Origin of the sequence: Microcoleus sp. B9-D4, assembly GCF_036705105.1 — a bacterium.
Classification (GTDB): domain Bacteria; phylum Cyanobacteriota; class Cyanobacteriia; order Cyanobacteriales; family Microcoleaceae; genus Microcoleus.
In genome coordinates this window covers 16794-42520 of record NZ_JAUBTS010000008.1, presented here as the reverse complement: position 1 = coordinate 42520, position 25727 = coordinate 16794, and the positions used below count along the sequence as shown (strand labels likewise).

Genomic DNA, 25727 nt, shown 5'->3' with positions numbered 1-25727 from the left:
TATGGCTCAGGATGTCAGACAGTGGTTAGATGAAATCAAGCGGCTGCAACAGCAGTTAACAGAAGTTTCGCGCGATCGGGATGAGGCCGGTGAAAGTGCGGCTCAATGGCGTCAACTCTACAATACCGAAGCGGAACAGCGACGGAATGATGCCAAATTAACTCAGCAAAGCATCGCTTCTCTGGAAGCACAAATAGAGCAATTACAAAATTTTTCGCCCCTTATACCCGAAGGCGACGATGCTGGAGTTGCCCGACAGCAGGAAATCGCACAACTCCAAACAGTTGGCGAACTTAAAGCTAAGTTAACAGAAGTTCTCCAAGAGCGCGATCGGGCGATCGAACAAGTTAAACAACTCACTCAAGCCCTCAAACAAGAAGAAGCCCGTCACGCCGAAACTAGCAAAAATTTAACTAGCGCCCTCGGAGATGCCGTTGACTTGCTCGCGAAAGCCCAAAATCCTGCCCCTGCAAAAACCGAGACAGCATATTCTTTAGAGATAGTACCTGTTAGTACCGAAAATCCGGGAGAAAGTGCGATCGAAATTCGCCACAATCCCGGCAAACTTCCGCCTTCTAAAAACCAGTTACTTCAGCTACCACCTTTTGGAAGTTAGCAATATCAAATCCGGTAGCATCGCAATTATTATATAGTGCGAGCTTCTAGCTCGCGAGCTAGAAGCTCGCACTCCCAAATAAATATGAAGGAGCGCTCGGATTTGGTATGAAGCCTACTTTTCAAGCAAAAACCACAGTCCGATTGCCGTAAACTAAAACACGATTTTGTAAATGATATCGCACCGCTCTTGCTAACACAACTCTTTCTAAATCTTTACCTTTGCGAACCAAATCAGAGACTTCATCGCGGTGACTGACGCGCACAACATCTTGTTCGATAATCGGCCCAGCATCTAAATCGGGTGTAACGTAGTGGGCTGTTGCACCGATAATTTTTACCCCTCTTTCATAAGCCCTTTCGTAGGGATTTGCCCCCACAAACGCGGGCAAAAATGAATGGTGAATATTAATCACATTGGGAAAATTTCTGATAAAGTCTTGACTCAAAATTTGCATATATTTAGCCAAAACCACTAAATCAATTTTATATTTTTTAAGAATTTCTAACTGTTGTGCTTCTTGAATAGCTTTATTGTCTTTAGTAATGGGAATATACTCAAAGTCGATACCGTATTGTGCGGCAATGGGCTTTAAATTTTGATGATTGCTGATAATCAGGGGAATTTCACCTCTGATTTCTTGCGCTCGCTCTCGCCAAATTAAGTCTAATAAACAGTGATCTTGACGGCTGACCCAGATGGCGATGCGTCGAATTTTATGAGAGAAATGCAATTGCCAATTGGCTTGTAAGTCCTTGGCTATTTCACTAAAAGCAGGTGTTATTTGTTCGGTGGATAAGTCAAAATCATCTAATTGCCATTCTAGCCTACTCAGAAATAATCCAGCGGTAAAATCTGTATGGTGATCTGCGTGAATAATATTGCCGTTGTGGGAGGCGATAAAATTGGCAAGTAAGGCGACGAGTCCTTTGCGATCGGGACAGGCAATTAAAAGGGTTGCAGTAGGCTTAGTCATGGTAGAATAGCAAAAGTGTTAAGTGTTATTTTAAGCGATCTAATCGGGTTTATCGTCTAGCGAGCGATCGCCCGATCGTTAGTGAAAACAGAGAAAGCCAGTTTTTGCGATCGACTGAGTTTCTGAAAGCCTGGATCGGTTAGGGCTAAATACAAGTTTGAATCATCTTTCATCGGCGAAGGTCATTCGCTAATACACATTATGACTATCCATAGAATAGAGTACCTGATTCTTTCTGCGGTTATAAAAGATACTGAAATCTTAATAAATGTGGCATCGGATTTCAGACTCTCTCATGCTGAGCTGGTAGTAGCAGCCGATCGCTTATTTCAGAAAGGTTACATATTAGCTGGATTTCGTACTGAAGATGAAAAAATCATTGAAGATATTACCTTAAATAGCTCTCAAATTCAGGCACACTTGGATGGAAAACTCAACACTTTTTATTACTTAACTCCTCAAGGGGGAGCAAGGTGGGAAAGCTTAACTCATCCCAATTGGAATCATTATGAACAATGGTGTATGGGCTCTAGACCTGATAAAATAACTGGCTTAATTAAATCAGAAATAACCTGTTGTTCTCGGCAGATAATCGAAAAACTCATAAATTTTAGCGAACATTTACACAGCCAAACTATTATTTCAGAAACTTGTGTTTGGGAGGAAATATATTCCTGGAAAGCAACGTACTGGAAAACTTTACCGAAAGCTTACAAAGTTACTTACCAGTATCGACATTTTGAATGGTGCATCAGCCCAAATACACCCCAAGAGTGGATTGACAAAGATCGACAAGCAAGGCAGTGGTGGCACTCAGAAATTTTGCAGTGGTATACGAAGCCAGAATTAGATACAAACCCATCAAGTCTCTTTGGGGATGTAGAACTCAGCTCTTACGCAACCTTAGCAGAAACTCCGAATCCAAAAGTCGAATACTTCATTCTTGAGTTTGCTATAATAGACAACTACTACGGACTCAGAAGAGTTGGATACTCAATGCACTTATCTCATGCTGAAACAGCACTTGCAGCGGATTCCTTATTTCAGAGAGGGGAGATTAAAGCAAAGGTTTTTGCCGATGAAGATGACACCGAGGGAACTTCAAATGTTATCTTAACAAGAGCTGGCATTCAAGACCACTTAGACGGGAGACTTCTAGCTAGCTACTATTTAACTCCTCAAGGTGGCGCTAGATGGGAAGCAATGGCTCATCCTGATTGGAATAAGTTTTTCATTCTTAAATTTTATGAGGCGTTCCCTTACGAAGAGCAAATTCTAGGCACTCAGCGACAAATTATCGAACAATTGTTGGGTTTAGAGCGCTTTATTTTTGATCGTCAACATATCCGAGGAAAAGAAGTTTGGGATGTCTTGGAACCTTGGCAAGCTACCTACTGGAAAACTCTACCGCGAGGCTATCACGTTCGTTGTGAATCTCAGCCGAATGCTTCGGATGATTCGGACTTAGATTACCTAAAAGAAGGAGCTCCCCCTGAGTTAGTTGAGGAATATGAGCAAGCTATGCAAAGGTACGAAAAGATAAAGAAATGGTATACAAACCCTTCCTTTGACTAGGCTTTAACTTTACTATAAATCCTTACTTGTCATGCTGAGTGGAACGCAGTCAAGCGTTGCATCGGGCGAGATTCTTCGCGAAGCGAAGAATGACAAGTAATTTAGGACTTACGCACATGTGGTCAGAAACCGGGTTGATGGGCGAAAATACTGCATCCCGACCTTTAAAACTGCTAAAAACCAGGTTTCTATTTATGCGTAAGTCCTAAAATTAATCAGAATGACAGCTACTCAAGCCGATTTGATATAACTTCTGCTAAAATCCCATCGCCCCAGCTACCGCATCCAAACTCGGAGCAATGCCGCTTTTAAATAGATTGTTGCTGTGATTAATTGCCGTATCCGGGTCTTTCAAACCGTTACCAGTCAGCACGCAAACCACAGTCGCCCCCGTCGGAACTTGGTCTTTTACCTTCAGCAAACCGGCCACAGAAGCTGCACTCGCAGGTTCGCAGAAAATTCCTTCCTGTGATGCTAACAAACGGTAAGCGTCGAGAATTTCGGCATCGGTGACTGCAGCAAAACTGCCGCGGCTGGCTTCGGAAGCTGCGATCGCCTGTTTCCAGCTAGCGGGGTTGCCGATCCGAATCGCCGTCGCCAGGGTTTCTGGGTTCGCCACAGGCTCTCCCGTCACCAACGGTGCCGCCCCCGCCGCTTGAAATCCCATCATCTGCGGCAGGCGCGAACATTTTTTGGCTTGGTGGTATTGACAAAAACCCATCCAGTATGCTGTGATGTTTCCCGCATTTCCCACGGGAATGCACAGCCAGTCTGGGGCATCGCCTAAAGCGTCCACCACTTCAAAAGCTCCGGTTTTCTGACCTTCCAAGCGGTAAGGATTCACCGAATTTACCAAGGTCACGGGGTAGTTAACAGCCATTTCGCGGACAATTTCTAAGGCCCGATCGAAATTTCCCCCAATCGAAATCACTTCCGCACCGTACAGCAAAGCTTGCGCCAGCTTGCCCAAAGCCACGTAACCTTCGGGAATCAACACGAAAGCTCGCATCCCCCCGCGTCGGGCGTAGGCGGCGGCGGCGGCCGAAGTATTGCCGGTACTGGCGCAAATTACTGCCTCGGCACCAGCTTCCTTCGCCTTGGAAATCGCCATTGTCATCCCCCGGTCTTTGAAACTACCAGTGGGGTTGAGTCCGTCGTATTTCACCAAGACGCGCACGTCTCTACCGATGAGAGAGGCGATCGCAGGTGCTGGAATCAGGGGAGTATTGCCTTCTTGGAGGGTCACTACCGGTGTGGTTTCCGTCACCGGCAGGTAGGGGCGATAAGCTTCGATCAAGCCGGGCCAGCCGTAGGGTTTCGGCTCGGCGGCGCGGGCAGCGGAGTTAGCAGCAGAGTCAGTAGCAGGTAGAATCAGGGTCACGATGTCAATGATTTTAGGCAATGGCTAAGGAATTTACACTAAAATTTACACTAATTTTAGCTCGATCGGTTAATTTGATGTTTAATACGATCGGTTCAGGTTAAAGTAACTTAATGGTGTGAATGTGTAGATATGTCTACTCAATTACTAATGTCAAATAATTCATCCACTCTTTCCCGGCCTCAAGTTACCGCGAGCAACCCCGAAATGGCTAGTTCTTCTACCCTATCGACCACTTTTGCCCGCAAAGTAGATTTGGTAAAGTGCCCGTACCAAGCCGATCAGCAAGTTAAGTTCCTGCACTTGCAAGCAGAAATCGAATCCTTGCTGCTGGAAGTGCAAAGCCTCAAACAGCAACGCTCGATCGCTGGCTTGCGGGCTCTCGACCCGATTTCTGGCAGCAAGAGCAATTAGCAGACAATAGCGCCTAATGCTAATTGTCCGGCCCCTGTGTTATAAAAACGAATGTTTTGCTACCCGCAGTGTTTTTTGCCAAAAGTGCTAGAAATTCCTAACTGCGGATAGCGATCGCTAGCATTTGCTAAAACGCGCTTGCCTACAGCTCAACTCGTCTGCTGCTTGCTGGCAACGAGCTGACCTTTTACTGCGCTTTTTTATGCGCTAATTTTGTTAAGCCATGCTCATGGCATACGGAGAATCGAAATCAGTTTATGACAGCATCGATCGAAAAACCACTAAATTTGACATCCGCAAGTGACACCTCCAACCTGCGCCTCAAAGATATTCTCAAAACCCTGCCGCGGGAAGTATTCGTCAAAAACCCCCGCAAAGCTTGGACAAAAGTAATCGTCAACGTTTTGCTAGTTGCTGTCGGTTACTGGGGCTTAGCAGTATCGCCTTGGTATCTACTGCCCCTAATGTGGATTTTCACAGGCACCGGATTAACCGGTTTTTTTGTGATCGGCCACGACTGCGGGCACCGGTCATTTGCTAACCGCCGCTGGGTTAACGATTTAGTCGGACATATTGCATTTCTGCCGTTAATTTTTCCGTTTCACGCATGGCGGCACGGCCACAATTATCACCACAAGCACACCAATAAACTTGGTGAGGATAATGCTTGGCACCCGATGACAGCAGCAGACTACACTGGCGCGTCCAAGCCTTTACAAATAGCTTATAGTTTAATATTCGGTCGGATGTGGTGGATCGGCTCGATCGCCCACTGGGCAAAAGTACACTTTAAGTGGTGGCGCTTCAAAGGTAAACAGCAACAAGAACAAGTGCGGTTTTCAGTTTTTGTCGTTTTAATCGGTGCTGCGATCGGATTCCCGATTTTAATTGCAACCACAGGCATTTGGGGATTTGTCAAATTTTGGTTGATGCCCTGGCTGGTTTACCATTTCTGGATGAGCACTTTTACGATCGTCCACCACACAGCACCAGATATTTCCTTTAAAGAACCCGAAGAATGGAACGAAGCCCAAGCGCAACTATCGGGAACAGTTCACTGCGATTATCCCCGTTGGGTAGAGTTTCTGTGCCACGACATTAACGTACACGTTCCCCACCACCTTTCAACTGCTATTCCCTGGTACAATTTGCGCCTCGCCCACAGCAGCTTAAAGGAAAATTGGCAAGATCATCTCTACGAAACAGAATTTTCTTGGTCTTTAATGAAGCGGATTGCCGATAACTGTCACTTGTACAATCCCGCTGGCGGCTATCAAACATTGCAGGAATTTAACGCTAAAACAAAGTAAACTTTCAACGCGATAAATCCCAGAAAAACCCGGTTTGTCAAACACAACCGGGTTTTTCGATATTACAATCCGTAGCCTTTGTAAGGTGAGGAATGCGTACCCTACTGTCAGTATCACAATCTGTACCATTATTAAATCAGTCATTCCCAATCTAAAATCTAAAATCTAAAATCTAAAATCGAATGACTTTCAATCCCAATAACTGTCGCAACGAAAGCGAAGTAGAAAGCAAACTCATTGTCAGCTATCTGCTACCAAAGTTAGGCTATACGCCCGACACTTGGCACCAAGAAATCGCATTTGGGAATATTCGTCTAGACTTCCTCTCATTTGCCACCCAAGTTATACCCATAGTTGTCGAGACAGACTCACCGATGAGTGTAGTCATGGAGGCTAAACATCCGAAGGAAAATTTAGACCGCCACCGGCGAAAACTCAATCGCTATTTAACAAGTTTGAGCATCCGCTACGGACTCATAACTAACGGTAAAGAAATTAGAATTTACGAAAGAGTCGCCGATGATATTCAGCTAGTCTTTAAGTGTGCTGGACAAGACGTTGAAAATAGAATTGATGAAATTATCGCTTTAATTGGCAGAAATACTTTAAAACCTATAAAAACTCCTGATAATCTAGAACTGGAAGATAGTAAAATTAATTTGGTTAGTCCTGAGTTAATTAGCGAAGTCCCAGTACAGCCCAACAATCCCGCCACCGCAGAACCTGAGCCAAGTCAAATCTCTGAACCGGAACAAATACCTGAAAATTATCCAGTTAAGCCTCAAGTTAAATCAGATGTAACCGTTCCCCAAAAAAGCCAAAATACGATGAAAATCATTGCAGTTTACCACAATAAAGGCGGCGTTGGCAAAACTACAACAGTAGTCAATTTAGCCGCAGCGCTGAGCAAGAAAGGTAAGAGAGTCTTGGTGATAGACTTAGACAGTCAAGCCAATACAACCTTTGCGACTGGTCTAGTAAAATTTGAAGATGAAGAACAAGACGATTTGAAAGATAGTAATATTCTTCAAGTTTTGCAATCAGAAGAATTTTTTTCCATCGCCCAAGTAGCTCGCAAGTCTAATTTTTGCCATCCCGGAATAGATGTGGTTCCTTCCCATATTGATTTAATGCAATATGAAACGGAAATCAATAACCTAGATTTCAGCCGAATGATTTTAATGCAGAAATTAGCAGTAGTACAGGATAAATATGATATTGTACTGATTGATACACCGCCGTCTTTGAATCTTTACGCCAGAATTGCCCTGATTACGGCAGATTATTTAATTATTCCTTCTGACTTAAAACCTTTTGCCAATCAAGGACTGATTAATGTCAAGGATTTTATTAAAAAAATAAATGGATTCAAAAAACAAATCGGCAAACAGCCGATCGCAATTTTAGGCGTCCTCCCTTGCAAAATCTCAGCTAATGCTAAATTTGTACAGTATAGTTTGCCTAAGCGGAGGGAGACAATTCCCAAACGCTACGACCTTGAAATCATGGACAGCGTAATTTACGAGAGAGACGATTTAGCAAAGTGTGCAGAACAATTTCAAATAGTCGGGAATATGGAAATCGCCGATCCGATTTCAGTGCTGGACTTTAAGCCTGATTCCATCGCCTCCCAAGAATTTGAAATGCTAGCAATCGAAGTTTTAGAAAAAATTGGTAAAAACTAATGAAAAAATTATTTCCGTCACTGGTTGCAGTGAAAAGAATTACATCCGCAGTTCCCCGTTCCAATTTTGCTGAGCCTGATTTAGAGAAATTAGCCCGACTAATTTTAGAGTCAGGAGGATTGATTAATCCGATAATTGTCCGCCGCAACGGTATGGATGCTTACGAAATAGTAGACGGAGACTTTGAATACTACGCGGCGGCGAGAGCAAAGGAAATAGAACCTCTCAAAGGCGAGACAATCGGAGCATTCATCCTGGAAGAAGAAAATGAAGAGCTTCTCCTAGAACAACTTGAAATTCTCAGAAAAACCGCAATCATTGAGAATTTAGTTGAACTCCCAGAAACCGGGTTTTTGTACGAAAATACTTCGTCGCCGCCCGCAGATTCCATAAAAAACCCGGTTTCTTTGGTCGAAGTTCCTAATTTAGGTGAAAATGAAACTCCCGAAGATTCATCTAGTTTAGAACAGCGACTAACAAATATTGAAGCCCTGTTTGCAAGTCAAATCAATGAATTAAAAGCCGAGTACGCCCGTGAACAACAAGTTTTAGCGCAGAGTATACAAGAACTTGAAAACCGAATCTTACAACAAGTACCTCTGTTAGTTGAAGCTGGGTTAGCAAACAGAATTAATGAGTTGAAATCAGAGTCGCCACCCGAAAAACAAGTGGTGGTAGAGAGGATACCAGAAGTTGAAAACGTAGCTTCCGAATCAATGTCGCTGTTGGAAGCACTCAATACTTTAGAGAAAAATCAACTGTCGGCTAATTTGAAAGATGCTGGCTTGAAGCTTCCAGTAATCCAAATAATACTCAAAGAGCGAGATGTGCGGCCGTTTGTCTCATTTGCAAATGTGGTGGAACGTGTTAAAGGGTTAACCGACAAAACAATGATTAAAATAATTGACAAGTGGCAAAAATACTCATAACTCGCAACTCCTGCGGCTACTCGCAACTTTGACTCAGTGAGTCTCTACTCCAAAATAAGTAAAGATGAGTAAAGCAGTGGATCATTGGTGTCCCACAGCCAGTTAAACTCATCACAGTCGCTTTTTTTAGGAATTGCAGTAACTTTTGCCGTAGCACGGGCGAGGGCCCGACGCCATCGTCAGGGATGTCACCCCACGGGAAGCCGCGTAGATATACATAAATACCTACACACCAGATTTTAATGAGAAAAGGGGACTTGTAACAAGATGGATCGATCGTCCGATCAAAACCGAATAGTTGAATATTTGCGGATTAAGCCCATTAGTCACAGTCAGATTTACACTTCCCAAATTGCAGTACCAGAGCCTCAGCGGGGCGAAATTCATCGGGAACGCCGCGAAGCTCTCAGAAGAAGTCTGATCGAGCAAGGCAGCAACTTAATTCCTTTAATTGTACGCCCTACAGAAGCTTACAGCAACGAAGAAGAATATGAAGTTGTCTGCGGCTCAGATTGGTGTATTGTTGCTAAAGAACTTGGCATCGAGCAAATGTGGGCGTGGGTATTTGAAATGACCGACGAGGAGGTAGCTGTTGCTCAAGCAGAAATGGAACATTTAGCTCCGCAGCCGACTCATAAAACTGCACAAATTGAGACTCTACTGCAACAATTTGAGCTATCATTTCAAAAAAAGGTAGATAGTCTAACAAAACAAATAGAACAATCTGTTAAAAAAAATGAAGACATACTAAAAAAGCAAGTAAAAGCTCTAACTGAGCAAAACTTTGAGCGTAACCAAATAGAACAGATTAAGCATTTGCTCGAACAAGTGGAAAAAGCATTTCATGAAAAGGTAGATAAAATGGCTAAAAAAATTGAACAATCGAGCAGCAACCGTCCGCCAACATCGGCTGTTATTTCTGAGGTAAATCTTGAAGGTGCTTTGAGACAGTTGGATGAACTGGAAAAACTGCTGTCAATAAAATTAGAACGCACAGTTCAAACAATTAATCAGTTTGTTTCCGAGGCTATTGAAAACGTAGAGAAAGACCTGAAAAATCAAATTGAAACGCTCCGCCGCCAACTGGGAGCCGCAGCGACGCACTCAGAAATACAGCCCGAGGCACAACCGAAAACGCAGTCAAAAACGCAGCCTAAGAAGCAGTCGAAAGCTCAGCAGAAACCTCAGCTACCGCAGTTGCAGTTAGAGTTGCCGTTTCCGTCCCCGTCCCCAGAGGAAGACTACGAAAGTCTTTCGCTGAGACGGTTGAAGGCGATCGGCAAAGACAAGAAAGTGCGGGGCTACGCGCGCATGAAACGACCGGAAATTCTGGCGGCTCTCAGACAAACTGACGGTCAATAAAACGATAATTGCTAATAGTTAAAGACTAATTATTCGGTGTTCGATCGCGCTTTTCGGCAAAAAGCGCGATCGGGCTTTCAGAATAGTGCTCGGCAGAGATATGAAAAGCTTGCTAAAATAGACACACAACCTCTTACTCCTCACCCAGCAGCCATGTCCGCAACCGCAGAATTAGCTACTACCCAAGAAATACCAGAACAAGAGATACCAGAAAATGTTATCTTTCCTTCAGGCGATTTATACAGTGACGAACCTCCCGTGGAAACAGAACTGCATCTCCGACAAATAATCCTACTCCTCAACTGTCTAGAATGGGTATGGCGAGATAGAAATGATTTCTATGCTGCTGGAAACCTCACCATTTATTACAGTCCCAAGCAACTCAAATCGAAAGACTTCCGAGGCCCAGACTTTTTTGTTGTACTCGGAACTGAACGCAAAACTCGGAAAAGCTGGGTAGTTTGGGATGAAGAGGGAAAGTACCCAAATATTATCATTGAAATCCTGTCTCCCAAAACAGCGGATATAGACAAAAACTTTAAGAAACAACTCTATCAAGATACTTTTCGCACTCACGACTACTTTTGGTTTGACCCAGAAACTTTAGAAGTAGCTGGGTTTCATTTAGTTGACGGGGAATATGAAGCAATCGCACCAAACGAATTCGGGCATCTGCGGAGTCAACAACTCGATTTGAGTCTCGGAATTTGCGAGGGAAAATTGCGTTTGTTTACAGCAGAAGGAGAGCTTGTCCCTACTCCTCAAGAATTTGCAGAATGCGAGACTCAACGAGCCGATCGCCTGGCCGCGAAACTGCGAGAATTAAATATTGATCCCGATACAATTTAGCGATCGTCCTTTCATTCAATTTTCCTGTATTGTAAGCTGGTTTAGGCGATCGCATATCCCGTATGTTGCCGAACATGATACGGATGAAACCCTAAAACAATCTTGTCTTTAGGCACTCCTAATTCTACAAGTTCTGCGGTAATTCCCGTTTCTATACCATCTTGTTGAATCCAAATTTTGCCGTCCCTAATTTCCACATGAACGATACACCCGTGAATTCTTTGAGGCCCTTGCCAACCTTCGTGTAGCAGTAAAAAATTGTTTTGTTCGCGGTCAACAATAACGCTGTTTTTTACTTGCCCGTATTGGTAAGGAATCTGGGCATAACTATCTAAGATGTTCTGAATAAATTGGCGATATTCATCTAGTCTATCCATCTGACAATTATCTCCTTTGATGAATCAAAAACAATTAATTTTAGTCTTTTTTTTCGCAACAAAAGTTGCCCCAGTGGCTCAGAGAAAATATCTAGATAAACTTCTTCCCGAACAGCCAGATATATATTCCGTTCTGGTTCCGAAAGCTCTAGGATATCTTCGTAGACAATATACTGTCCCAAAGCTTCTTCTAAGTCATGAACGGGTGAAATACTCAAAAAACTTTTTACTTCTACAGCAATTTTGCGACCTTGCTTTTCGGCAGCCAGTATTTTTTCTGCACCCAAATCGACGAAGAGTGAACGATCGCCAATTTCTAGGGTTAGCGGATCGTTTGTTATCGTCCACCCGTCTTTTTCTAGCGCTGTTCGGACATTATTGTGGTAGATGTCTTTTGCTGGCATATTCTAAGCTGAACTATCAAATCTCACCCTAATTATAGAATAACACAAGACTTTTGAACACTGATAACTCATCAATTCAAACTACTTATTGCCGCGTGTATCGGTGCTTCACCCCAATCGGAAAATACTCCGCATCGCCCGTCTCCGTTAATGTCACCACCGGTAACTGATATTCGGGCGGCACATAATTAGCAAATTCGCTGTTTAGCCGCCGCAATTGTGCGAGAATTGAAGATGCGATCGCCTGCTGCATCTCCTCATCGCCCTCCACCCCCGCTGCTAATTCCACAACCACCGATAAAAACCGATTTTGATCCCCATCTTCCTTGACTTGCAGTACAAATTTTCCCGTCACCCATTCCCGAATGGTGGGAACTTCTAAACCTACGGTGACATTTTCCGGGTAAATGTTAGCACCGAAGTAGGAAACCGTAAAGTGCGTTAGCGAAGCCCTCGAAGAGGATCGCCCAAATACATAGACAAATGGCAAGCAGCGAATTCCTCTGGGGAACTCAGAAACTTTCATAGCTGCTGCTTGCTGCAAACGTGCCACAGGGTTAAATCCCCATTCAGCCAAAAAATTGAGCATTGCTTCGTAACAAATTAAACCGCCGTTATCGGAGATGTGATAGCGTATTAGCGGGATGCCGTTGTCGCCAGAAAATAACAGCGTGCCGTCATTATTCACTTCAAAAAAGCGGCTTTTCGGATCGTACTGCACCAGCGTTGGCAACCGCGATTCCCCGAATAAATTGCGTGCTGCTTCGGGATTGTTTGCTAAAAAGCGACGGATGCAAATGCTCAGCGGTGTCTCGTTGCCCAAAACCCCCGCATCCGCAGTACCGTAAAGGCTCGCAGAGTTGTAATATAGATTGTCAGAATTAGTGCGATCGCTCACCAAACTCCGCCATTCTTCGCTAAACACTTCCCCCGCAAACACCATCTTAATTCGATATTTTTGCCACTCCACACCCCCAGCAATTCCGCTATCAATCACATCCTTGATAAATGGCGGATATCCCAACAAAACTACTTGCTCAAAATGCTCCCCAAGTTCCTGCACAACTCGGAATATTTCAGTCTTATTATTCCCAGGCGTCACAACTGTAACTGGATACCCTTTACTCGCTAGATAGCGGCAGCAATTGGCCGTGTACATTCCGCCTACCCAAGTTCCCAACGCAAAGCAAATGACAGCTAAAGTTGAGCGAGTATCGGCGTAAAAACTGTCGTGAAATATTTGTTCAAAACGAGCGGCAATTTGCAACTCGTCGCTGATAAAACGCGGCCAAAATGTCGGGCTTCCTGTCGAACCAGATGAAACAGCAATGAAATCGCAAGTTTCTAATTTGCCCTGGTAGCACAACTGAGGTAGCGGGTGACAGCGTAAATAATTCTCTTTGGTAATTAGCGGCAATTTTTGGAAGTCTTCAAAGGTTTGAATTGAGGCGGGATTGATGTTATGTTCAGCTAGGAAATTCTGGTAAGCTGGTACTGTGGCCGCGACTTTTTGGAAAAGCGCGATCGCCCCGGATTCGGCAACTCGATTCTGCTGGTGTTGCAATCGTTCCTCAAGCGGCGTGCTCAAAAACTCTTCAAACGCCCCAATTGCTCGCTGACGCTGTTCTGGCTGCATGATTTGCTCCTTAAAATGGGTATTTTGCACCTCGATCGATCAAGATTCAATTAGTAGCGTTAACGACCCGATCGCACATTGGGTCGGACACAAAAAATTTGAACACATTTTGAGGTCGATCGAAAAGATGGCGCAGTCGATAAACTTCTATAGCACGAAACCGCTTTTTTAACAATAACCGCAGGTGATGACCAAGCTGCCGATCGACTAATAAACACTGACACACTGTGTCAAGATTAATTCAGCGATCGCCCACAACTCCCAGTCTCAGTCAAGCGTGAAAATCCGACGCAGCAAGTTCCCATGAACAATCCCATCTACCCCGGCATAACTCTCAACAACCACTACCGCATCGTCCGCGAATTGGGACACGGAGGCTTCGGGCGCACCTACCTCGCTGAAGATGCCCACCGATTTAACGAACCCTGCGTTTTAAAAGAATTTGCGCCCCAAGTACACGGAAGTTACGCTTTACAAAAATCCGAGGAACTGTTCGAGCGGGAAGCAGGAGTGCTCTACAAACTGCAACACAATCAAATCCCGCGCTTTCGCGAACTCTTCCGCGTCAGTATCAGCGATCGAGGCTACCTATTTTTCGTGCAAGACTACGTGCCCGGTCAAACCTACCGCTTTCTGCTCGACGCCCGCAAGCGTCAGGGTTTGCGGTTCATAGAAGCAGAAATCAATCAATTGCTGCTGCAGATTTTGCCCGTGCTCGAATACATTCACTCTCTAGGAGTGATTCACCGCGACATCTCCCCGGACAACCTGATTTTGCGGAGTTCTGACGGGATGCCAGTGCTAATCGACTTCGGCGGAGTAAAACAAGTCGCCGCCACCGTAGAGTCTCTTTTCGCTGAGGCTAACGGCACTCCCGCCCCCGCGACTCGCATCGGCAAGCTCGGCTACGCTCCCGTCGAACAGATGCAGATGGGTATCGTCTCTCCCCACAGCGATTTGTACGCTCTGGCGGCCACGGTTTTAGTGTTGCTGACTGGGAAGGAACCGCATCAATTGCTCGACAGCCATACCCTGAATTGGAACTGGCGGGCGGAATGTTCTCTGTCTCCGAATTTGTCCCTGGTGCTCGATAAAATGCTCGCTCAGCAGCCGAGCCAGCGTTACTCCTCGGCTCGCGAGGTAATGCTTGCTCTCTCCGGCAATCCGCCTTTACAGCCGCCTTTGCCACCAGCCCCGGATTTGGGGATCACGCAGCCGCCGGATTTCTCGCCTATACCCGTGCCAGCCCCCGCGCCAAAACTGCCGGGAACTCCGGTGCGAGTTGCTGCTATTGGCAATCAGCAAAAAATGCCTGGTTGGAAAATGTTTTTGTTTGTGGTGGCTGTGCTCTTAAGTATGGGGGGAGTTGGCTGGTTTGCGGGCAATTCTTTGTTAAATCTGCAATCAAAAGTGCAGAAAGTTTCCCAGCCTTCAAGCCCGAAGCAGCAGCAAGAAGATGCTTTGCAAGATCGCTTTGTAAAGCTCAAAATTGACGATCGATTCTATAACGGTTACGTCAACCTTGTGGACGAGACTTTCTATGCCAAATACCCCGAATTGGGCGGACGATTGTTAAAAGAAGGCGATGACGATCGCCAGTGGCGCGAAAGGTGGCAGAAAATCGGCGACGAGTTGCTCGACAAGCTGGAAAATCTCAGCAGCGACGCTAGAGCACGGTTGGGCACTTACGACACCACTGATATCGATCGCTGGAAAACTGAGGTTAACAAGCTGAATTTGAGCAGTCGGGCTTTGTACGATTTGGCTGATGCTAGGTTCTTTTATTGGTTTCCACAACAGCCGCGCGATCGCAATATCATTGGTTTGCCGATCGGACAAATTTGGCAAGCAATTACCGCCGACGAACTCGAAGCCTTACAAGCTGGAGCAACTGTCGAAAGCGTTGAATTTGACCGTCTATCGAAGAGCAAAAGCCTCACAGGCAATCTCAAACCCGGAGAAGGGAAAGCTTACATTGCCAGATTCGCTCAAAATCAAACTTTGCGCGTGAATTTACAAGCACCGCGCAAATCTACTCTACTGTCAATTTATACTCCGGGGCAGACAAAGGGCGCGCGAGCTTTGCTGGAAGATGCAGAGGGGCTTAGTTGGTCTGGATTGCTGGATGATACTGGTTTTTATGAATTCGTGGTAGTTTCTCAAGCATCTGAGCCGATCGCTTACGAGTTGAACCTGACGGCGGAATAACTGCTATTGACAATCAAGCATCCAGGATACCCGCCACGTGATTCATCCGTCCAGAAATAAAACACATGTATCCGATAAAGGAACCCCCGAATTTATCCGTGGGGTCGCCTCTAAAATCTAAAATCTAAAATCTAAAATCTAAAATCGATTGACGCTCTCTATCCACCCGCGTAATAATAAGGTAATACCGATCAGGTAAGTTTTCCTGTTCAAACAAAGAATATGCTGAGATTCGCGATCGTAGCTTTAGTGACTTTGGGATTAGTATTAGTGACTGCACTAGGTTTACATCCGGCCAATGCGACAGTCAGCACTCCCGAATTTTATGCTTGGAACTTTGCCTCTGTAGGCAGTAGCGAGCTGGTTTGTAAAAAGACCGTGGTAGTTCCGCAAGACCTGATAATTCCGTCATCATCAATGCACCCTGTCAGTATCACTTCTGCAATTGTGGATGAAAAGTTTTGCGCGAATTCCACTAAGCCTGTGAATTAAGGCCGTGGATAATAGGATTTCCGGTTATAGAACCATAGGAATGAGAATTAAATAACTTCCACTCTTGAAAGTGGGATGGGCGTCCCGCCCGTCCAAAAAAGACGGGCGGGACGCCCATCCCACAATAACAATTAAAATTGTAAGTTATTTAATTCGCGATCCATAGTTAAGTTATCCCTTAGTCGATTTGAGATTTTAGATTTTAGATTCACTTCACAGATGAATCTGGCAGGTTGAACCTTAATCTAAAATTTTTATCTCTCCACGACTGTTGTCTGAAAGCAAGTATCCTTTTTTGGATGAATCAGGACATTGCATCCTGATTCATCCATTGAGATAAAACTCTAGTTTTTAGTACAAACACGGACTAATTATGAACAATTAACCGGACATCATATAAGTGATAGCCTGAGTAATTTCCGCCATCCGGGCACGGAAACTGTTGGCTAATTCTTTTATGAGAAATATTAAAAATATTGTAATAAAAGTTTATCAAACGAGTCGGCCGCAGCAGTTTTCTGCTCTTGAAAGAGAGCGAAATCTTCCCAATTTGGACAGTTCTTTGATTGTGACTTAACAACCGAGGGGAAATATTCAGCCATTTGGCTAATGGTTTATTGGCTAATTAGCTGAATCATTAATTTGCTAGTTTGAGTATGCTAGAGTTAGTCAGGTTCAGATATATAGTGGCATCTGTTATCTAAGTATCATGCTCAAAATTTTGGTGATTGAAGACGACGAATTAATCCGGGAAACTCTTCTGCAACTCCTGGAATCTCACAGCTACCGGGTCATTGCGGCCGAGAACGGTCGAGTTGGGGTGCAGATGGCACTTTCGGAGATACCGGATTTAATTTTGTGCGATGTGCAGATGCCGGAACTCGACGGTTATGACGTGTTGCGGACTCTGCGGCAAAACTCGCTAGCTGCAACAATTCCATTTATTTTCCTCACGGCTCAAAGTGACAAAACCGATTTTCGTCGGGGGATGGAATTGGGAGCCGACGATTACCTGACAAAGCCGTTTACTAAGGCTGAATTGCTGGGAGCCATTGCTTCTCGCGTCTTGAAACGGCAAACTATTACTCAACCGCTGACAGTCGCGCTTCACCAAGCAGAAGCCAGACTCAAAGATTTAGTTAACGACTCCACCAAGGTTACGACTCTCTCTCCTGAAAAGTTTGCTCTCGAAGCTTTGCTGCGCCACGCTTTGGCACAAGGTGAGTTTCAGGTATATTATCAGCCGCAGGTGAATATTGCGACAGGCCAAGTTATCGGCGCCGAAGCTTTAGTGCGCTGGCAAAATCCCGATCGAGGAATAATTTCTCCCTGCGAATTTATTCCCTTAGCAGAAGAAACAGGTTTAATTATTCAGATTGGCGAGTGGGTACTGCTTTCAGCTTGCGCTCAAGCCGCTAGTTGGCTGGCGGCGGGGTTTTCGCCCTTTACAATATCAGTAAACTTGTCGGCCCGGCAGTTGTCCGACCCGGAACTCAAGGCGCGAATCGTCCAAATATTGGAAACTACAGGTTTAGAGCCTGCTAATTTAGAATTAGAAATGACCGAAAGCGCTTTGGTGGAAAATGCGACAGTAGCAGGCGCTACTTTAAACCAACTTAAAGCTCTAGGAATTCGGATTGCTATTGACGACTTCGGCACCGGTTACGCTACTTTAGGATATCTTAAGCAATTTGCTTTTGACAGTTTAAAGATCGATCGAATTTTCGTCCGTAATGCCAACGAAGATACTCAAAATGCTGCTATTACTACAGCAGTAATTTTACTGGGTCACAGTTTGAATATGACTGTAATTGCTGAGGGAGTGGAAACAGAAGCAGAACTAGATTTTTTGAAACAACATCAGTGCGATATCATGCAGGGGTATCTGTTCAGTCGCCCCGAACCAGCAGCGATAATTGAAAGTATGTTGGTGGCCGCCCCGAGTTTGTTCGGGCCGCCCCCAGCAGCACCAGGTCGCGTTGTCCCTTTTGTACCTGTGTCCGAACCCGAAAAATCTAAAAACCTTTCAATGTCGGGTCTAGGAATAGTTTGACATACTCCCCAGCGTAAACGCGCGGGGATTCTTTACGCTTCATCAAGATGTGCCACAAGTGGTCTTACCTTCTCTCTGCGTACATTTACAGTCGTGGCAATGCCCTATCCCGACTTGAAGTATATTTTTCGCAGCGTTCAAATCTCTATCTTGCTGAGTGCCACAATTAAGGCACAGCAGCGAACGAATAGAGAGGTCTATTTTGCCCCATTTAAACCCGCAGTCCGAACACACTTGACTGGTTGGCGAAGAGCGACTAATTACCCTGAATTCCCTACCTAGTTTTTCAGATTTAGCCTCACACAACACCCTAAACTCATACCATCCTTGCTGGCTAATCACTCTTGAGAGCTTGCGGTTTTTGACCATGCCAGACACGTTCAAATCTTCCAAAACAATTACTTGGTTTTCGTTAACTATTTTGGTTGACAGTTTGTGCAAGAAGTCTTTACGGGTATCTGCAATTTGGTTGTGCAATTTGGCTATCTGAATCCGAGTCTTATTTCGGCGTTTAGAGTCTTTGGGTTGCCGTGACAGCTTGCGCTGTAGTTTGCGAATCTTTCGGTCTAACTGTTTGTAGTTTGGACTTTCGGCTGTTTCACCGTTGCTCATTACTGCAAAGGTTTTAATGCCCAGATCGATGCCGCTGCTGTGGTTTTTGGCTTCGACAATATCGGGATTAATCTCTACAACAAAGCTGAGAAAATAGCGGTTAGCGCAATCTTTGATTACGGTTGCAGAACTGGGATCTGACGGCAATTCTCTAGACAAAATTGGTTTGACAATGCCAATTTTTGCTAAATAGACACATTCTGCTTTGATTGAAAACCCATTGCGCGTCAATCTTGCTGATTGACTATTTGTGCGTTTCTTGAACTTTGGATAGCCAGCCTTACGACCCTTTCTGTTTCCTTTACAGGACTCGAAAAAGTTCTTAAATGCTGTTTCCAAGTCCGAGATCGACTGTTGTAGAGGAATTGCCGAGACTTCCCCCAACCATGCCCTTTCTTCAGTCTTTTTTGCCTGAGTGATTACTGTTTTTTGAAGTTCTGCTGATTTTGGCTTTTTTTCAGATTGCTTGCAGATGGCAAGAGCGTCGTTCCAGACTACGCGAACGCAGCCAAACAACCGAGCTAGGCTCTGCTGTTGTTGGTTGGTCGGGTAAAATCTGTAGCGAAATCTTGCTTTCATGACTTGTGCTATAATTGGTCTGTTACTCGATTATATATTGGTTTACAGGCAATGACAACTATTTACCGCAAGGAACGCCATTCTGTTACAGAACTCAAAACACACTTGGTCTGCGTGACAAAGTACCGTCGGTCTGTATTTACGGGAGAAAGTCTTGATTTGATTGAAAAAACGTTTCGAGAGGTTGCCGAAAAAATGAATTTTCAAGTGCTTGAGTTTAATGGTGAAGACAATCACATTCACGCGCTGATTGAATATCCACCTAAACTTTCAATTTCTCAAATCGTGAACGCATTAAAGGGTGTTTCTAGTCGCAGGTACGGACAAGCTGGACACAAAAAACCTCATAAAGAGGCATTGTGGAGTCCTAGCTATTTTGCTGTTTCTGTAGGGGCTGCGCCTTTAGAAGTCTTAAAGGAGTATATTAGAAATCAAGAAAAGCCGGCCACTGAAGAAGGGGCTTTAAACCCAAGTTTCTGGTAAGTGTCACCAAAATTTCTGTTTTATAGGATAAAATTCTTTCTTTTACCTTCTATATTCTGCAGAAAAGTGGACGCTTCCTCATAAAAATTTGTAGCTTTTGATGATAGGCGAGTCAAAGAAGGAGATTGTTCCCCATATTGCTCTACTGCTTCCCCTTTTATGCACTAGGCACCCCTAATTGGATTATTTGAGAAAGTGTGGCGTGTTGAAATTGCGAGCTTTTATCAAGTTGCAGGAGGTAAACTCAATTAAGTTCCTACTTTGGGACTGGCAGTTTCAAGAACTGTCCAACTGGAATTGGTGCAAGCCTGTCATGGAAAGAATATTAGTGGTGGACGACGAAGCAGACTGTCAAACAGTCTTAGCAATGTACCTGGAAAGTCAAGGATATCGGGTGGAATGCGCTAATTCAGGGGTTGAGGCGCTCTCGATTTTTGAAAATGCCCCCCCAGATTTGGTAATTTCAGATGTCATGATGCCGGAAATGGACGGGTTTGAGTTTTGTCGCCGTTTGCGAACTACCCGTTTGGGACAGTTAGTCCCCTTTATATTTTTGTCGGGTCAAGGCGAGTTGGAGTCAAAAGTTGAAGGTCATTCGATCGGCGGTGACGATTATCTGGTAAAACCTTTTCAGTCTGAAGAAATCTTAGCCAAGGTAAAGGCGCAGTTAGAGCGCTCTCACCGGATTCACGCCGAAATTGTCCGCCTGCTGCAAACTTCTAGCGGTAGGGCGGTGGAACCACAATTTGTGGCAGTATTGCCACCACCTGCACCTTTGCCTTTAACACCAGCCGAGGAAAGAGTTTTTTGGGAGGTTATCCAGGGTTATACTAACAAACAAATTAGCGATCGGCTGTTTATTAGCCCCCGGACTGTGCAAGCTCATTTAGGCAGCATTTTCAGCAAATTACAGTTAGAAAATCGTGCTCAGCTTGTGAGATTTGCCCTAGAAAGAGGATACAAACCACCTCAAACTTAGCTCGGATATCAACCTAGGGTGTGCCAGCCAGGGGATTTTAGATTTTAGATTTTAGATTTTAGATTTACTCTACAGATTCATCTGGGAGCTAAAACTAGAGTCTAAAATTTTTCTTCCAAATTCAAAACACAATAAGGAAAATTAGTGCTTACGCAAACCCCCGGCCCCAAATTCGTACCTCGCAAGTTGGCACGTTCCAAATCAGCCTGCCGCACATTATTCGCCGCATCAATATTTGTCCCGGCCAACTGAGCCCCAGGAAGCCTAGTATTTGACAAAATAGCATTCTGCAAATTAGTATCGCGCACATCCGCGAAAGACATATCCGCTCCGCTTAAATTCGCACGATTCAAATTAACTCTAAACAGCAGCGAACGCCTCAAATCGGCATTCGACAAATTAGCTTGCAGCAGATAAGCTTCGCCCAGATTCGCATTAAAAAGTTTAGCACCGCGCAAATCCGCACTCGTCAGATTCGCTCGCCCCAAAAAAGCATTAGACAAATCCGCATTTCGCAGATTAGCACCATTCAATTCAGCCCCGTACATCTCCGCATTAACTAAGTTAGCATTTGCCAAATTAGCATCACTTAAATCCGCTTCTAGCAAATTAGCTTCATAGAGATTTGCTCCGCTTAAATCGGCTCCTCTTAAATTAGCTCTGTACAAGCTAGCCTTGAACAAATCAGCATTTCTCAAGTCACAGCCCTCGCACTCATTACTTTCCAGCAATTGCCTAACATGATCTGGATTTTGAGCTTTAACGGGAGCTGCCAGCCCAAACAAAGCTAAACTTGCCGTTACAGTTGCCAAGAGTTTAAGTTTCACAAACAAACCTCACTGCTACTTCAAACAAATTATACTAGCAAACTGTAGACTTTAAACCGATATCCTTCTCTCTTTTCTCTTGCTCTGCGTTCTCTGCGCCCTCTGCGGTAAATATTCAAAAAAATGATTCGCAGCCCAGGATTTATACCAGCTTCCAGCAAGGCGGGCAAAGCCCGCCCTACTTAACTTAATTAAGCTTCATCTAAAGCAGCAACACCAGGCAATTCCTTACCTTCTAGCAACTCCAAACTAGCACCGCCACCAGTAGAAATGTGGCTCATTTGTTCGCCTAAATTCAACTGTTCAACAGCCGCCACCGAGTCACCACCACCGATAATTGTGGTAGTACCAGTTTTAGTAAGTCCAGCCAAAGAATGAGCAATACCTTCAGTTCCAGCAGCAAACTTCTCCATCTCAAACACGCCCATCGGCCCGTTCCAGATTACAGTTTTGCAATCTGCCAAAGCATCTTGGAAAGTTTTTACTGAATCCGGGCCGATATCCAAACCCATCCAACCGTCGGGGATGCTTTCAACAGGAACAGTTTGAGTGTTAGCCGCCGCATCAAACTTATCAGCAACTACCACATCAGTCGGTAACAGAAAAGCAACTCCCCGTTCCTTCGCCTTAGCTTCCAAAGACTTAGCCAATTCCAGCTTGTCATCTTCTACCAAAGACTTGCCCACGTTCAAGCCGCGAGCCTTGTAGAAGGTGAAAACCATGCCACCGCCCAACAGCAGTTTGTCGCACTTTTCGAGCAGTTTTTCAATGACTCCAATCTTGCTGGAAACCTTAGAACCGCCGATTATAGCAGCTAAAGGACGCTGAGGATTGTCGATCGCACTGCCGAGATATTGCAGTTCCTTCTCCATCAAAAACCCAGCCACAGAAGGACTCAGATACTTAGTAACGCCCTCAGTAGAAGCGTGAGCCCGGTGAGCCGTACCAAAAGCATCATTGACATACAAATCGGCCACAGAAGCTAACTTCTTAGCAAATTCCGGGTCGTTTGCCTCCTCCTCTGGGTAGAAGCGGACATTTTCCAGCAACAGCACATCGCCATCTTGCATCGCCGCGACTGTAGCAGCGACTTCATCACCGATGCAGTCGTCAGTCTTTTTGACCTCTTTGCCCAACAATTCCGACAGGCGCACAGCAACCGGCGTCAAGCGCAACTTCTCCGTCACACCCTTGGGACGGCCGAAGTGGCTGCACAAAATCACCTTAGCGCCCTTGGACGCTAAATCTTGAATTGTCGGCAGAGCCGCCCGGATGCGAGTATCATCGGTGATATTGCCGTTGTCGAGCGGCACGTTAAAGTCCGCCCGCACCAATACCCGTTTGCCCGATAAGTCCGATGCCGATAAATTTGCTACAGTTTTTTTTGTCACAGGATTAACCTCCTAATATGTGTGTTTTTGTCGAATTCCGTTGAAATGGCGGCACTGGTAACTTGCACCCCGGCCTCGGACGCATTCAACCGCGCCCGTACAAAAAACGGAAGATGGAACAAACGGCACTGATTGGCTTAACCTAAACATTTTATCGGAGTCCGTGTCCCGGAGATGTGCAGTATGTTCAAGACAGTCTTATTTCCTGTAGATCAAAGCCGAGAAGCCCGCGAAGCTGCCGAAAAGGTGGTCAATATTGTGAAAACCTACGGTGCTCGTTTAGTTATTCTGTCGGTAGTCGAGCCCCCAGCCGAGGAGGCCGACGCCCCCGCGCGAGAGGTGATGACTTCCCCCGAAGCAGTCGCCAAACTTCTTTCTGAGGCCCAATCGATGTTTTCCCAGCAGGGAATTGAAGCTGAAATCATCGAACGGGAAGGCAAACCTGCTTTCACGATTTGCGATGTGGCTGACGAAATTGGGGCCGATTTGATTGTGATGGGCTGTCGGGGGATGGGTTTAACCGATGATGGGGCGTCTGACAGCGTTACCAATCGGGTGATCAATCTGTCTCCTTGTGCAGTTTTGATTGTGCCTTAGTCAGTTGTCAGTTGACAGTTGACTGTTGGCAGTTGACGGTTGGCAGTTGTTAGTTGTCATTCAAGAACTAACAACTAACAACTAACCAATAACAACAGTCAACAGTCAACTAACCAATAACAACTAACCAATAACAATAGTCAACAGTCAACAGTCAACAGTTAACAGTCAACAGTCAACTAACTAATGAAAATTCACTGGTATCCCGGTCACATTGCCAAAGCTGAACGGGCATTAAAAGAACAGCTAAAGCGGGTAGATGTGGTGCTCGAAGTCCGAGATGCCCGCATTCCATTGGCTACTTATCACCCCCAAATGCCGAGTTGGGTGGGCGGCAAGCCGCGAGTATTGGTCGTCAACCGCATGGATATGATTACGCCTCGATCGCGCGAGGCGTGGGAAACATGGTTTGAGGCCCAGGGGGAAACTGCGTATTTTACTAATGCCGAGCACGGTCACGGAGTAGACGCTGTGGCGGATGCGGTGCAGAATGCTGGGGTGCAGCTAAATAAAAGAAGGTTCGATCGAGGTATGCTGCCCCGCCCAGTCCGTGCAGTGGTGATGGGCTTTCCCAATGTCGGAAAATCTGCTTTAATTAATCGGCTGTTAGGGCGGAGAGTGGTAGACAGTGCCCGCAGAGCTGGAGTAACTAAATCGCTCCGATGGATTCGCATTTCTGACGAAATTGAATTATTAGACGCCCCCGGAGTAATCCCAACCCGAATTAACAATCAAGAAAATGCCATAAAATTAGCTATTTGCGAAGATATTGGCGAAGCAGCTTACGACAATCAAGTAGTAGCCGCGGCTATGGTAGATTTGCTCCAAGGGCTGGAGGCGGCTGATGACACGTTGATATCACTATCTGGTTTCAAATCCAGGTATAAATTAGATGCAGCCTCTAGTAATGGTGAAGGTTATCTGCACGAGGTAGCAAAAGACAGGTATAAAGGAGATGTCGAACGAACGGCGCGGCAGATGTTAAACGATTTTAGAACTGGTGTTTTAGGTCAACTTACTTTGGAGTTGCCGCCGGCTCGATCGGACTCGTAACCTACAACTAATCAGAAATGGTATTCAATAGAGAGTTGCTGACTCTGATAATGTGAACTTCGTCTCCTATGTGTAATATTTTTTCTGGTGCTTGAGGTGCGAGCCGCGTGTTAACTATCAGCCGACTAAAGTGATTTAAATGCCCTTTTTTTACCAAGTCAGGCATGATTTCCTTCTGCTTGGCTGTTAGTAGATTTTTAAAATTTAGATCGCCTGCTTTCGCCCCATAGTTTCGCGTAGATAGGATACATGGCTGACCGGGATTAATAGCTTCAAATATTACTGTTCCTATTTTAAACCTCACAATTTCATCGGCTTGTGAGAAAAGTTGGTCTTCCCAAAAAGCCGGGACATCTCCTATTTCAATATTAGCTCGCAAGCGATGGCGCATCTCGTTAACGCAAACTCTCGGAAACCAAGATGCAACTTCGGCAATTGTTTCGGTACTGATAATGCTTGGCCCTGGTGCAGCGGTATTGTCGGGAAAACCTGTCAGCAAGTTTTCAATTAACTTGACAGGAAAACCGAAGTAGTTGCTCAACCAACATTCTATTGCCAAGCGTTCTCTATCTACATGAAAAAATATTTCTTGTTCGGTGCCTTGAATTTTCAGGCCGGCAATTCTCTTTTTGATGTCAAAGGATAAGCGTAGAAAACTGACTCCGCTGTTGTGCTTAGTGTTAACCAATTCTCCTGCTGCATCGCAGATTGCAAAAGAGCGATCGCCTTCTAGAGCTCCGCTGGCTAGAATAGTTGCTTGACTGACTGCTATGCCGTCAAGGGACTTTACCGGATAGATATGAATGCTGGCGACGTAGGACATTTCGAGCCATTGATAAATAATTGTCGTTTTAGATACATTCTAGCATCCCTGTCCGCAGAAGGATGACTGCCGTTGACTTTACTAAATAAAATAGGAATGAAATAAAAATGGGTCGC

Annotated in this window: 24 protein-coding genes; 15 read left to right on the top strand and 9 right to left on the bottom strand. The window is 45.0% G+C overall.

The genetic code is table 11. From position 1 onward, the window contains the following. Nucleotide 1: 1 nt before the first annotated feature. Entirely contained in the window at nt 2-616 is a 615-nt protein-coding gene (locus QUB24_RS07105) for a hypothetical protein (protein WP_333151908.1), read from the top strand. Nucleotides 617-737: 121 nt separating this feature from the next. On the opposite strand, the gene purU is transcribed toward QUB24_RS07105, so the two are convergent. Then, a complete protein-coding gene (gene purU, locus QUB24_RS07100) occupies nt 738-1592 on the bottom strand; it encodes a formyltetrahydrofolate deformylase (protein WP_333151904.1) in 855 nt (284 codons plus the stop codon). Between the two features lie 270 nt (nt 1593-1862). Between purU and QUB24_RS07095 the strand changes: the two genes are divergently transcribed. Further along, nucleotides 1863-3167 carry a hypothetical protein gene (locus tag QUB24_RS07095; RefSeq protein WP_333151902.1) on the top strand — a complete coding sequence of 435 codons (1305 nt, stop codon included), beginning with the start codon at nt 1863-1865 and terminating at the stop codon, nt 3165-3167. Nucleotides 3168-3423: 256 nt separating this feature from the next. Here QUB24_RS07095 and thrC read toward each other — a convergent pair whose 3' ends face one another. Continuing rightward, a complete protein-coding gene (gene thrC / locus QUB24_RS07090) occupies nt 3424-4548 on the bottom strand; it encodes a threonine synthase (RefSeq protein WP_445300386.1) in 1125 nt (374 codons plus the stop codon). Between the two features lie 132 nt (nt 4549-4680). Between thrC and QUB24_RS07085 the strand changes: the two genes are divergently transcribed. From QUB24_RS07085 to QUB24_RS07060, 6 genes are all read left to right on the top strand, one after another. Beyond that, nucleotides 4681-4962, top strand: coding sequence for a hypothetical protein (locus tag QUB24_RS07085; RefSeq protein ID WP_333151900.1), 282 nt, complete (start codon nt 4681-4683; stop codon nt 4960-4962). A 257-nt stretch (nt 4963-5219) separates the two neighbouring features. Continuing rightward, nucleotides 5220-6272: a fatty acid desaturase gene (locus QUB24_RS07080; RefSeq protein WP_333151898.1), complete on the top strand. Its 1053-nt coding sequence runs from the start codon at nt 5220-5222 to the stop codon at nt 6270-6272. A gap of 182 nt (nt 6273-6454) precedes the next feature. Continuing rightward, nucleotides 6455-7957 (top strand): AAA family ATPase, encoded by a 1503-nt coding sequence (locus tag QUB24_RS07075; protein ID WP_333151896.1) that lies wholly within the window; start codon nt 6455-6457, stop codon nt 7955-7957. Beyond that, the gene (locus tag QUB24_RS07070; protein WP_333151894.1) at nt 7957-8886 is read left to right on the top strand and encodes a ParB N-terminal domain-containing protein; all 930 of its coding nucleotides are present in this window, start codon (nt 7957-7959) and stop codon (nt 8884-8886) included. The genes QUB24_RS07075 and QUB24_RS07070 overlap by 1 nt, the downstream gene beginning before the upstream one ends. Nucleotides 8887-9153: 267 nt before the next feature. Beyond that, on the top strand, nt 9154-10248 hold the full coding sequence (locus tag QUB24_RS07065; RefSeq protein ID WP_333151892.1) for a Rho termination factor (modular protein): 1095 nt from the start codon (nt 9154-9156) through the stop codon (nt 10246-10248). Nucleotides 10249-10401: 153 nt separating this feature from the next. After that, nucleotides 10402-11097 carry a Uma2 family endonuclease gene (locus QUB24_RS07060; RefSeq protein WP_333152137.1) on the top strand — a complete coding sequence of 232 codons (696 nt, stop codon included), beginning with the start codon at nt 10402-10404 and terminating at the stop codon, nt 11095-11097. A gap of 41 nt (nt 11098-11138) precedes the next feature. Here the strand turns inward: QUB24_RS07060 and QUB24_RS07055 are convergent, their stop codons facing one another. The 3 genes from QUB24_RS07055 to QUB24_RS07045 form a co-directional block, all read right to left on the bottom strand. Further along, nucleotides 11139-11474: a XisI protein gene (locus tag QUB24_RS07055; RefSeq protein ID WP_333151890.1), complete on the bottom strand. Its 336-nt coding sequence runs from the start codon at nt 11472-11474 to the stop codon at nt 11139-11141. Then, complete coding sequence (locus QUB24_RS07050) at nt 11462-11878, bottom strand: XisH family protein (RefSeq protein WP_333151888.1); 417 nt, start codon at nt 11876-11878, stop codon at nt 11462-11464. Before QUB24_RS07050 ends, QUB24_RS07055 begins: the two co-directional genes overlap by 13 nt. 85 nt (nt 11879-11963) lie before the next feature. Beyond that, entirely contained in the window at nt 11964-13514 is a 1551-nt protein-coding gene (locus QUB24_RS07045; RefSeq protein ID WP_333151886.1) for a phenylacetate--CoA ligase family protein, read from the bottom strand. Nucleotides 13515-13817: 303 nt separating this feature from the next. On the opposite strand from QUB24_RS07045, the gene QUB24_RS07040 reads away from it, so the two are divergent. The 3 genes from QUB24_RS07040 to QUB24_RS07030 all read left to right on the top strand — a co-directional run bounded on the left by QUB24_RS07040 (nt 13818) and on the right by QUB24_RS07030 (nt 18267). Beyond that, nucleotides 13818-15722 (top strand): serine/threonine-protein kinase, encoded by a 1905-nt coding sequence (locus tag QUB24_RS07040; RefSeq protein WP_333151883.1) that lies wholly within the window; start codon nt 13818-13820, stop codon nt 15720-15722. A gap of 222 nt (nt 15723-15944) precedes the next feature. After that, nucleotides 15945-16214 carry a hypothetical protein gene (locus tag QUB24_RS07035; RefSeq protein ID WP_333094641.1) on the top strand — a complete coding sequence of 90 codons (270 nt, stop codon included), beginning with the start codon at nt 15945-15947 and terminating at the stop codon, nt 16212-16214. Nucleotides 16215-16923: 709 nt separating this feature from the next. Further along, nucleotides 16924-18267 carry an EAL domain-containing response regulator gene (locus QUB24_RS07030; protein WP_333151881.1) on the top strand — a complete coding sequence of 448 codons (1344 nt, stop codon included), beginning with the start codon at nt 16924-16926 and terminating at the stop codon, nt 18265-18267. A gap of 42 nt (nt 18268-18309) precedes the next feature. Here the strand turns inward: QUB24_RS07030 and QUB24_RS07025 are convergent, their stop codons facing one another. Beyond that, nucleotides 18310-19458, bottom strand: coding sequence for a transposase (locus QUB24_RS07025; RefSeq protein WP_333151879.1), 1149 nt, complete (start codon nt 19456-19458; stop codon nt 18310-18312). 51 nt (nt 19459-19509) lie between these two features. On the opposite strand from QUB24_RS07025, the gene tnpA reads away from it, so the two are divergent. Next, nucleotides 19510-19941 carry an IS200/IS605 family transposase gene (gene tnpA, locus QUB24_RS07020; RefSeq protein ID WP_333151877.1) on the top strand — a complete coding sequence of 144 codons (432 nt, stop codon included), beginning with the start codon at nt 19510-19512 and terminating at the stop codon, nt 19939-19941. A 202-nt stretch (nt 19942-20143) separates the two neighbouring features. Beyond that, on the top strand, nt 20144-20920 hold the full coding sequence (locus QUB24_RS07015; protein ID WP_445300385.1) for a response regulator: 777 nt from the start codon (nt 20144-20146) through the stop codon (nt 20918-20920). Nucleotides 20921-21021: 101 nt separating this feature from the next. Here the strand turns inward: QUB24_RS07015 and QUB24_RS07010 are convergent, their stop codons facing one another. Both QUB24_RS07010 and QUB24_RS07005 read right to left on the bottom strand, forming a co-directional pair. After that, entirely contained in the window at nt 21022-21747 is a 726-nt protein-coding gene (locus tag QUB24_RS07010; protein WP_333151875.1) for a pentapeptide repeat-containing protein, read from the bottom strand. A gap of 191 nt (nt 21748-21938) precedes the next feature. Further along, nucleotides 21939-23138, bottom strand: a complete 1200-nt coding sequence (locus QUB24_RS07005) for a phosphoglycerate kinase (RefSeq protein WP_333151873.1) — start codon at nt 23136-23138, stop codon at nt 21939-21941. A 183-nt stretch (nt 23139-23321) separates the two neighbouring features. Here QUB24_RS07005 and QUB24_RS07000 point away from each other — a divergent pair, with 183 nt between their 5' ends. Together QUB24_RS07000 and ylqF are read left to right on the top strand one after the other, a co-directional pair. Then, nucleotides 23322-23735 carry a universal stress protein gene (locus tag QUB24_RS07000; protein WP_333151871.1) on the top strand — a complete coding sequence of 138 codons (414 nt, stop codon included), beginning with the start codon at nt 23322-23324 and terminating at the stop codon, nt 23733-23735. Nucleotides 23736-23921: 186 nt separating this feature from the next. Continuing rightward, entirely contained in the window at nt 23922-24788 is an 867-nt protein-coding gene (gene ylqF / locus QUB24_RS06995) for a ribosome biogenesis GTPase YlqF (protein ID WP_333151868.1), read from the top strand. A 7-nt stretch (nt 24789-24795) separates the two neighbouring features. Here the strand turns inward: ylqF and QUB24_RS06990 are convergent, their stop codons facing one another. Beyond that, the gene (locus QUB24_RS06990; RefSeq protein ID WP_333151866.1) at nt 24796-25611 is read right to left on the bottom strand and encodes an MOSC N-terminal beta barrel domain-containing protein; all 816 of its coding nucleotides are present in this window, start codon (nt 25609-25611) and stop codon (nt 24796-24798) included. Nucleotides 25612-25727: the final 116 nt, after the last annotated feature.

What these genes read in the sequence shown, in the direction of transcription:
- QUB24_RS07000 (WP_333151871.1), top strand. Translation starts at nt 23,322, where the DNA reads ATGTTCAAGACAGTCTTATTTCCTGTAGATCAAAGCCGAGAAGCCCGC.
- purU (WP_333151904.1), bottom strand. Translation starts at nt 1,592, where the DNA reads ATGACTAAGCCTACTGCAACCCTTTTAATTGCCTGTCCCGATCGCAAA.
- QUB24_RS07050 (WP_333151888.1), bottom strand. Translation starts at nt 11,878, where the DNA reads ATGCCAGCAAAAGACATCTACCACAATAATGTCCGAACAGCGCTAGAA.
- QUB24_RS06990 (WP_333151866.1), bottom strand. Translation starts at nt 25,611, where the DNA reads ATGTCCTACGTCGCCAGCATTCATATCTATCCGGTAAAGTCCCTTGAC.
- QUB24_RS07035 (WP_333094641.1), top strand. Translation starts at nt 15,945, where the DNA reads ATGCTGAGATTCGCGATCGTAGCTTTAGTGACTTTGGGATTAGTATTA.
- ylqF (WP_333151868.1), top strand. Translation starts at nt 23,922, where the DNA reads ATGAAAATTCACTGGTATCCCGGTCACATTGCCAAAGCTGAACGGGCA.
- QUB24_RS07075 (WP_333151896.1), top strand. Translation starts at nt 6,455, where the DNA reads ATGACTTTCAATCCCAATAACTGTCGCAACGAAAGCGAAGTAGAAAGC.
- QUB24_RS07030 (WP_333151881.1), top strand. Translation starts at nt 16,924, where the DNA reads ATGCTCAAAATTTTGGTGATTGAAGACGACGAATTAATCCGGGAAACT.
- QUB24_RS07105 (WP_333151908.1), top strand. Translation starts at nt 2, where the DNA reads ATGGCTCAGGATGTCAGACAGTGGTTAGATGAAATCAAGCGGCTGCAA.
- QUB24_RS07085 (WP_333151900.1), top strand. Translation starts at nt 4,681, where the DNA reads ATGTCTACTCAATTACTAATGTCAAATAATTCATCCACTCTTTCCCGG.
- QUB24_RS07060 (WP_333152137.1), top strand. Translation starts at nt 10,402, where the DNA reads ATGTCCGCAACCGCAGAATTAGCTACTACCCAAGAAATACCAGAACAA.
- tnpA (WP_333151877.1), top strand. Translation starts at nt 19,510, where the DNA reads ATGACAACTATTTACCGCAAGGAACGCCATTCTGTTACAGAACTCAAA.
- QUB24_RS07070 (WP_333151894.1), top strand. Translation starts at nt 7,957, where the DNA reads ATGAAAAAATTATTTCCGTCACTGGTTGCAGTGAAAAGAATTACATCC.
- QUB24_RS07055 (WP_333151890.1), bottom strand. Translation starts at nt 11,474, where the DNA reads ATGGATAGACTAGATGAATATCGCCAATTTATTCAGAACATCTTAGAT.
- QUB24_RS07040 (WP_333151883.1), top strand. Translation starts at nt 13,818, where the DNA reads ATGAACAATCCCATCTACCCCGGCATAACTCTCAACAACCACTACCGC.
- QUB24_RS07080 (WP_333151898.1), top strand. Translation starts at nt 5,220, where the DNA reads ATGACAGCATCGATCGAAAAACCACTAAATTTGACATCCGCAAGTGAC.
- QUB24_RS07025 (WP_333151879.1), bottom strand. Translation starts at nt 19,458, where the DNA reads ATGAAAGCAAGATTTCGCTACAGATTTTACCCGACCAACCAACAACAG.
- QUB24_RS07045 (WP_333151886.1), bottom strand. Translation starts at nt 13,514, where the DNA reads ATGCAGCCAGAACAGCGTCAGCGAGCAATTGGGGCGTTTGAAGAGTTT.
- QUB24_RS07065 (WP_333151892.1), top strand. Translation starts at nt 9,154, where the DNA reads ATGGATCGATCGTCCGATCAAAACCGAATAGTTGAATATTTGCGGATT.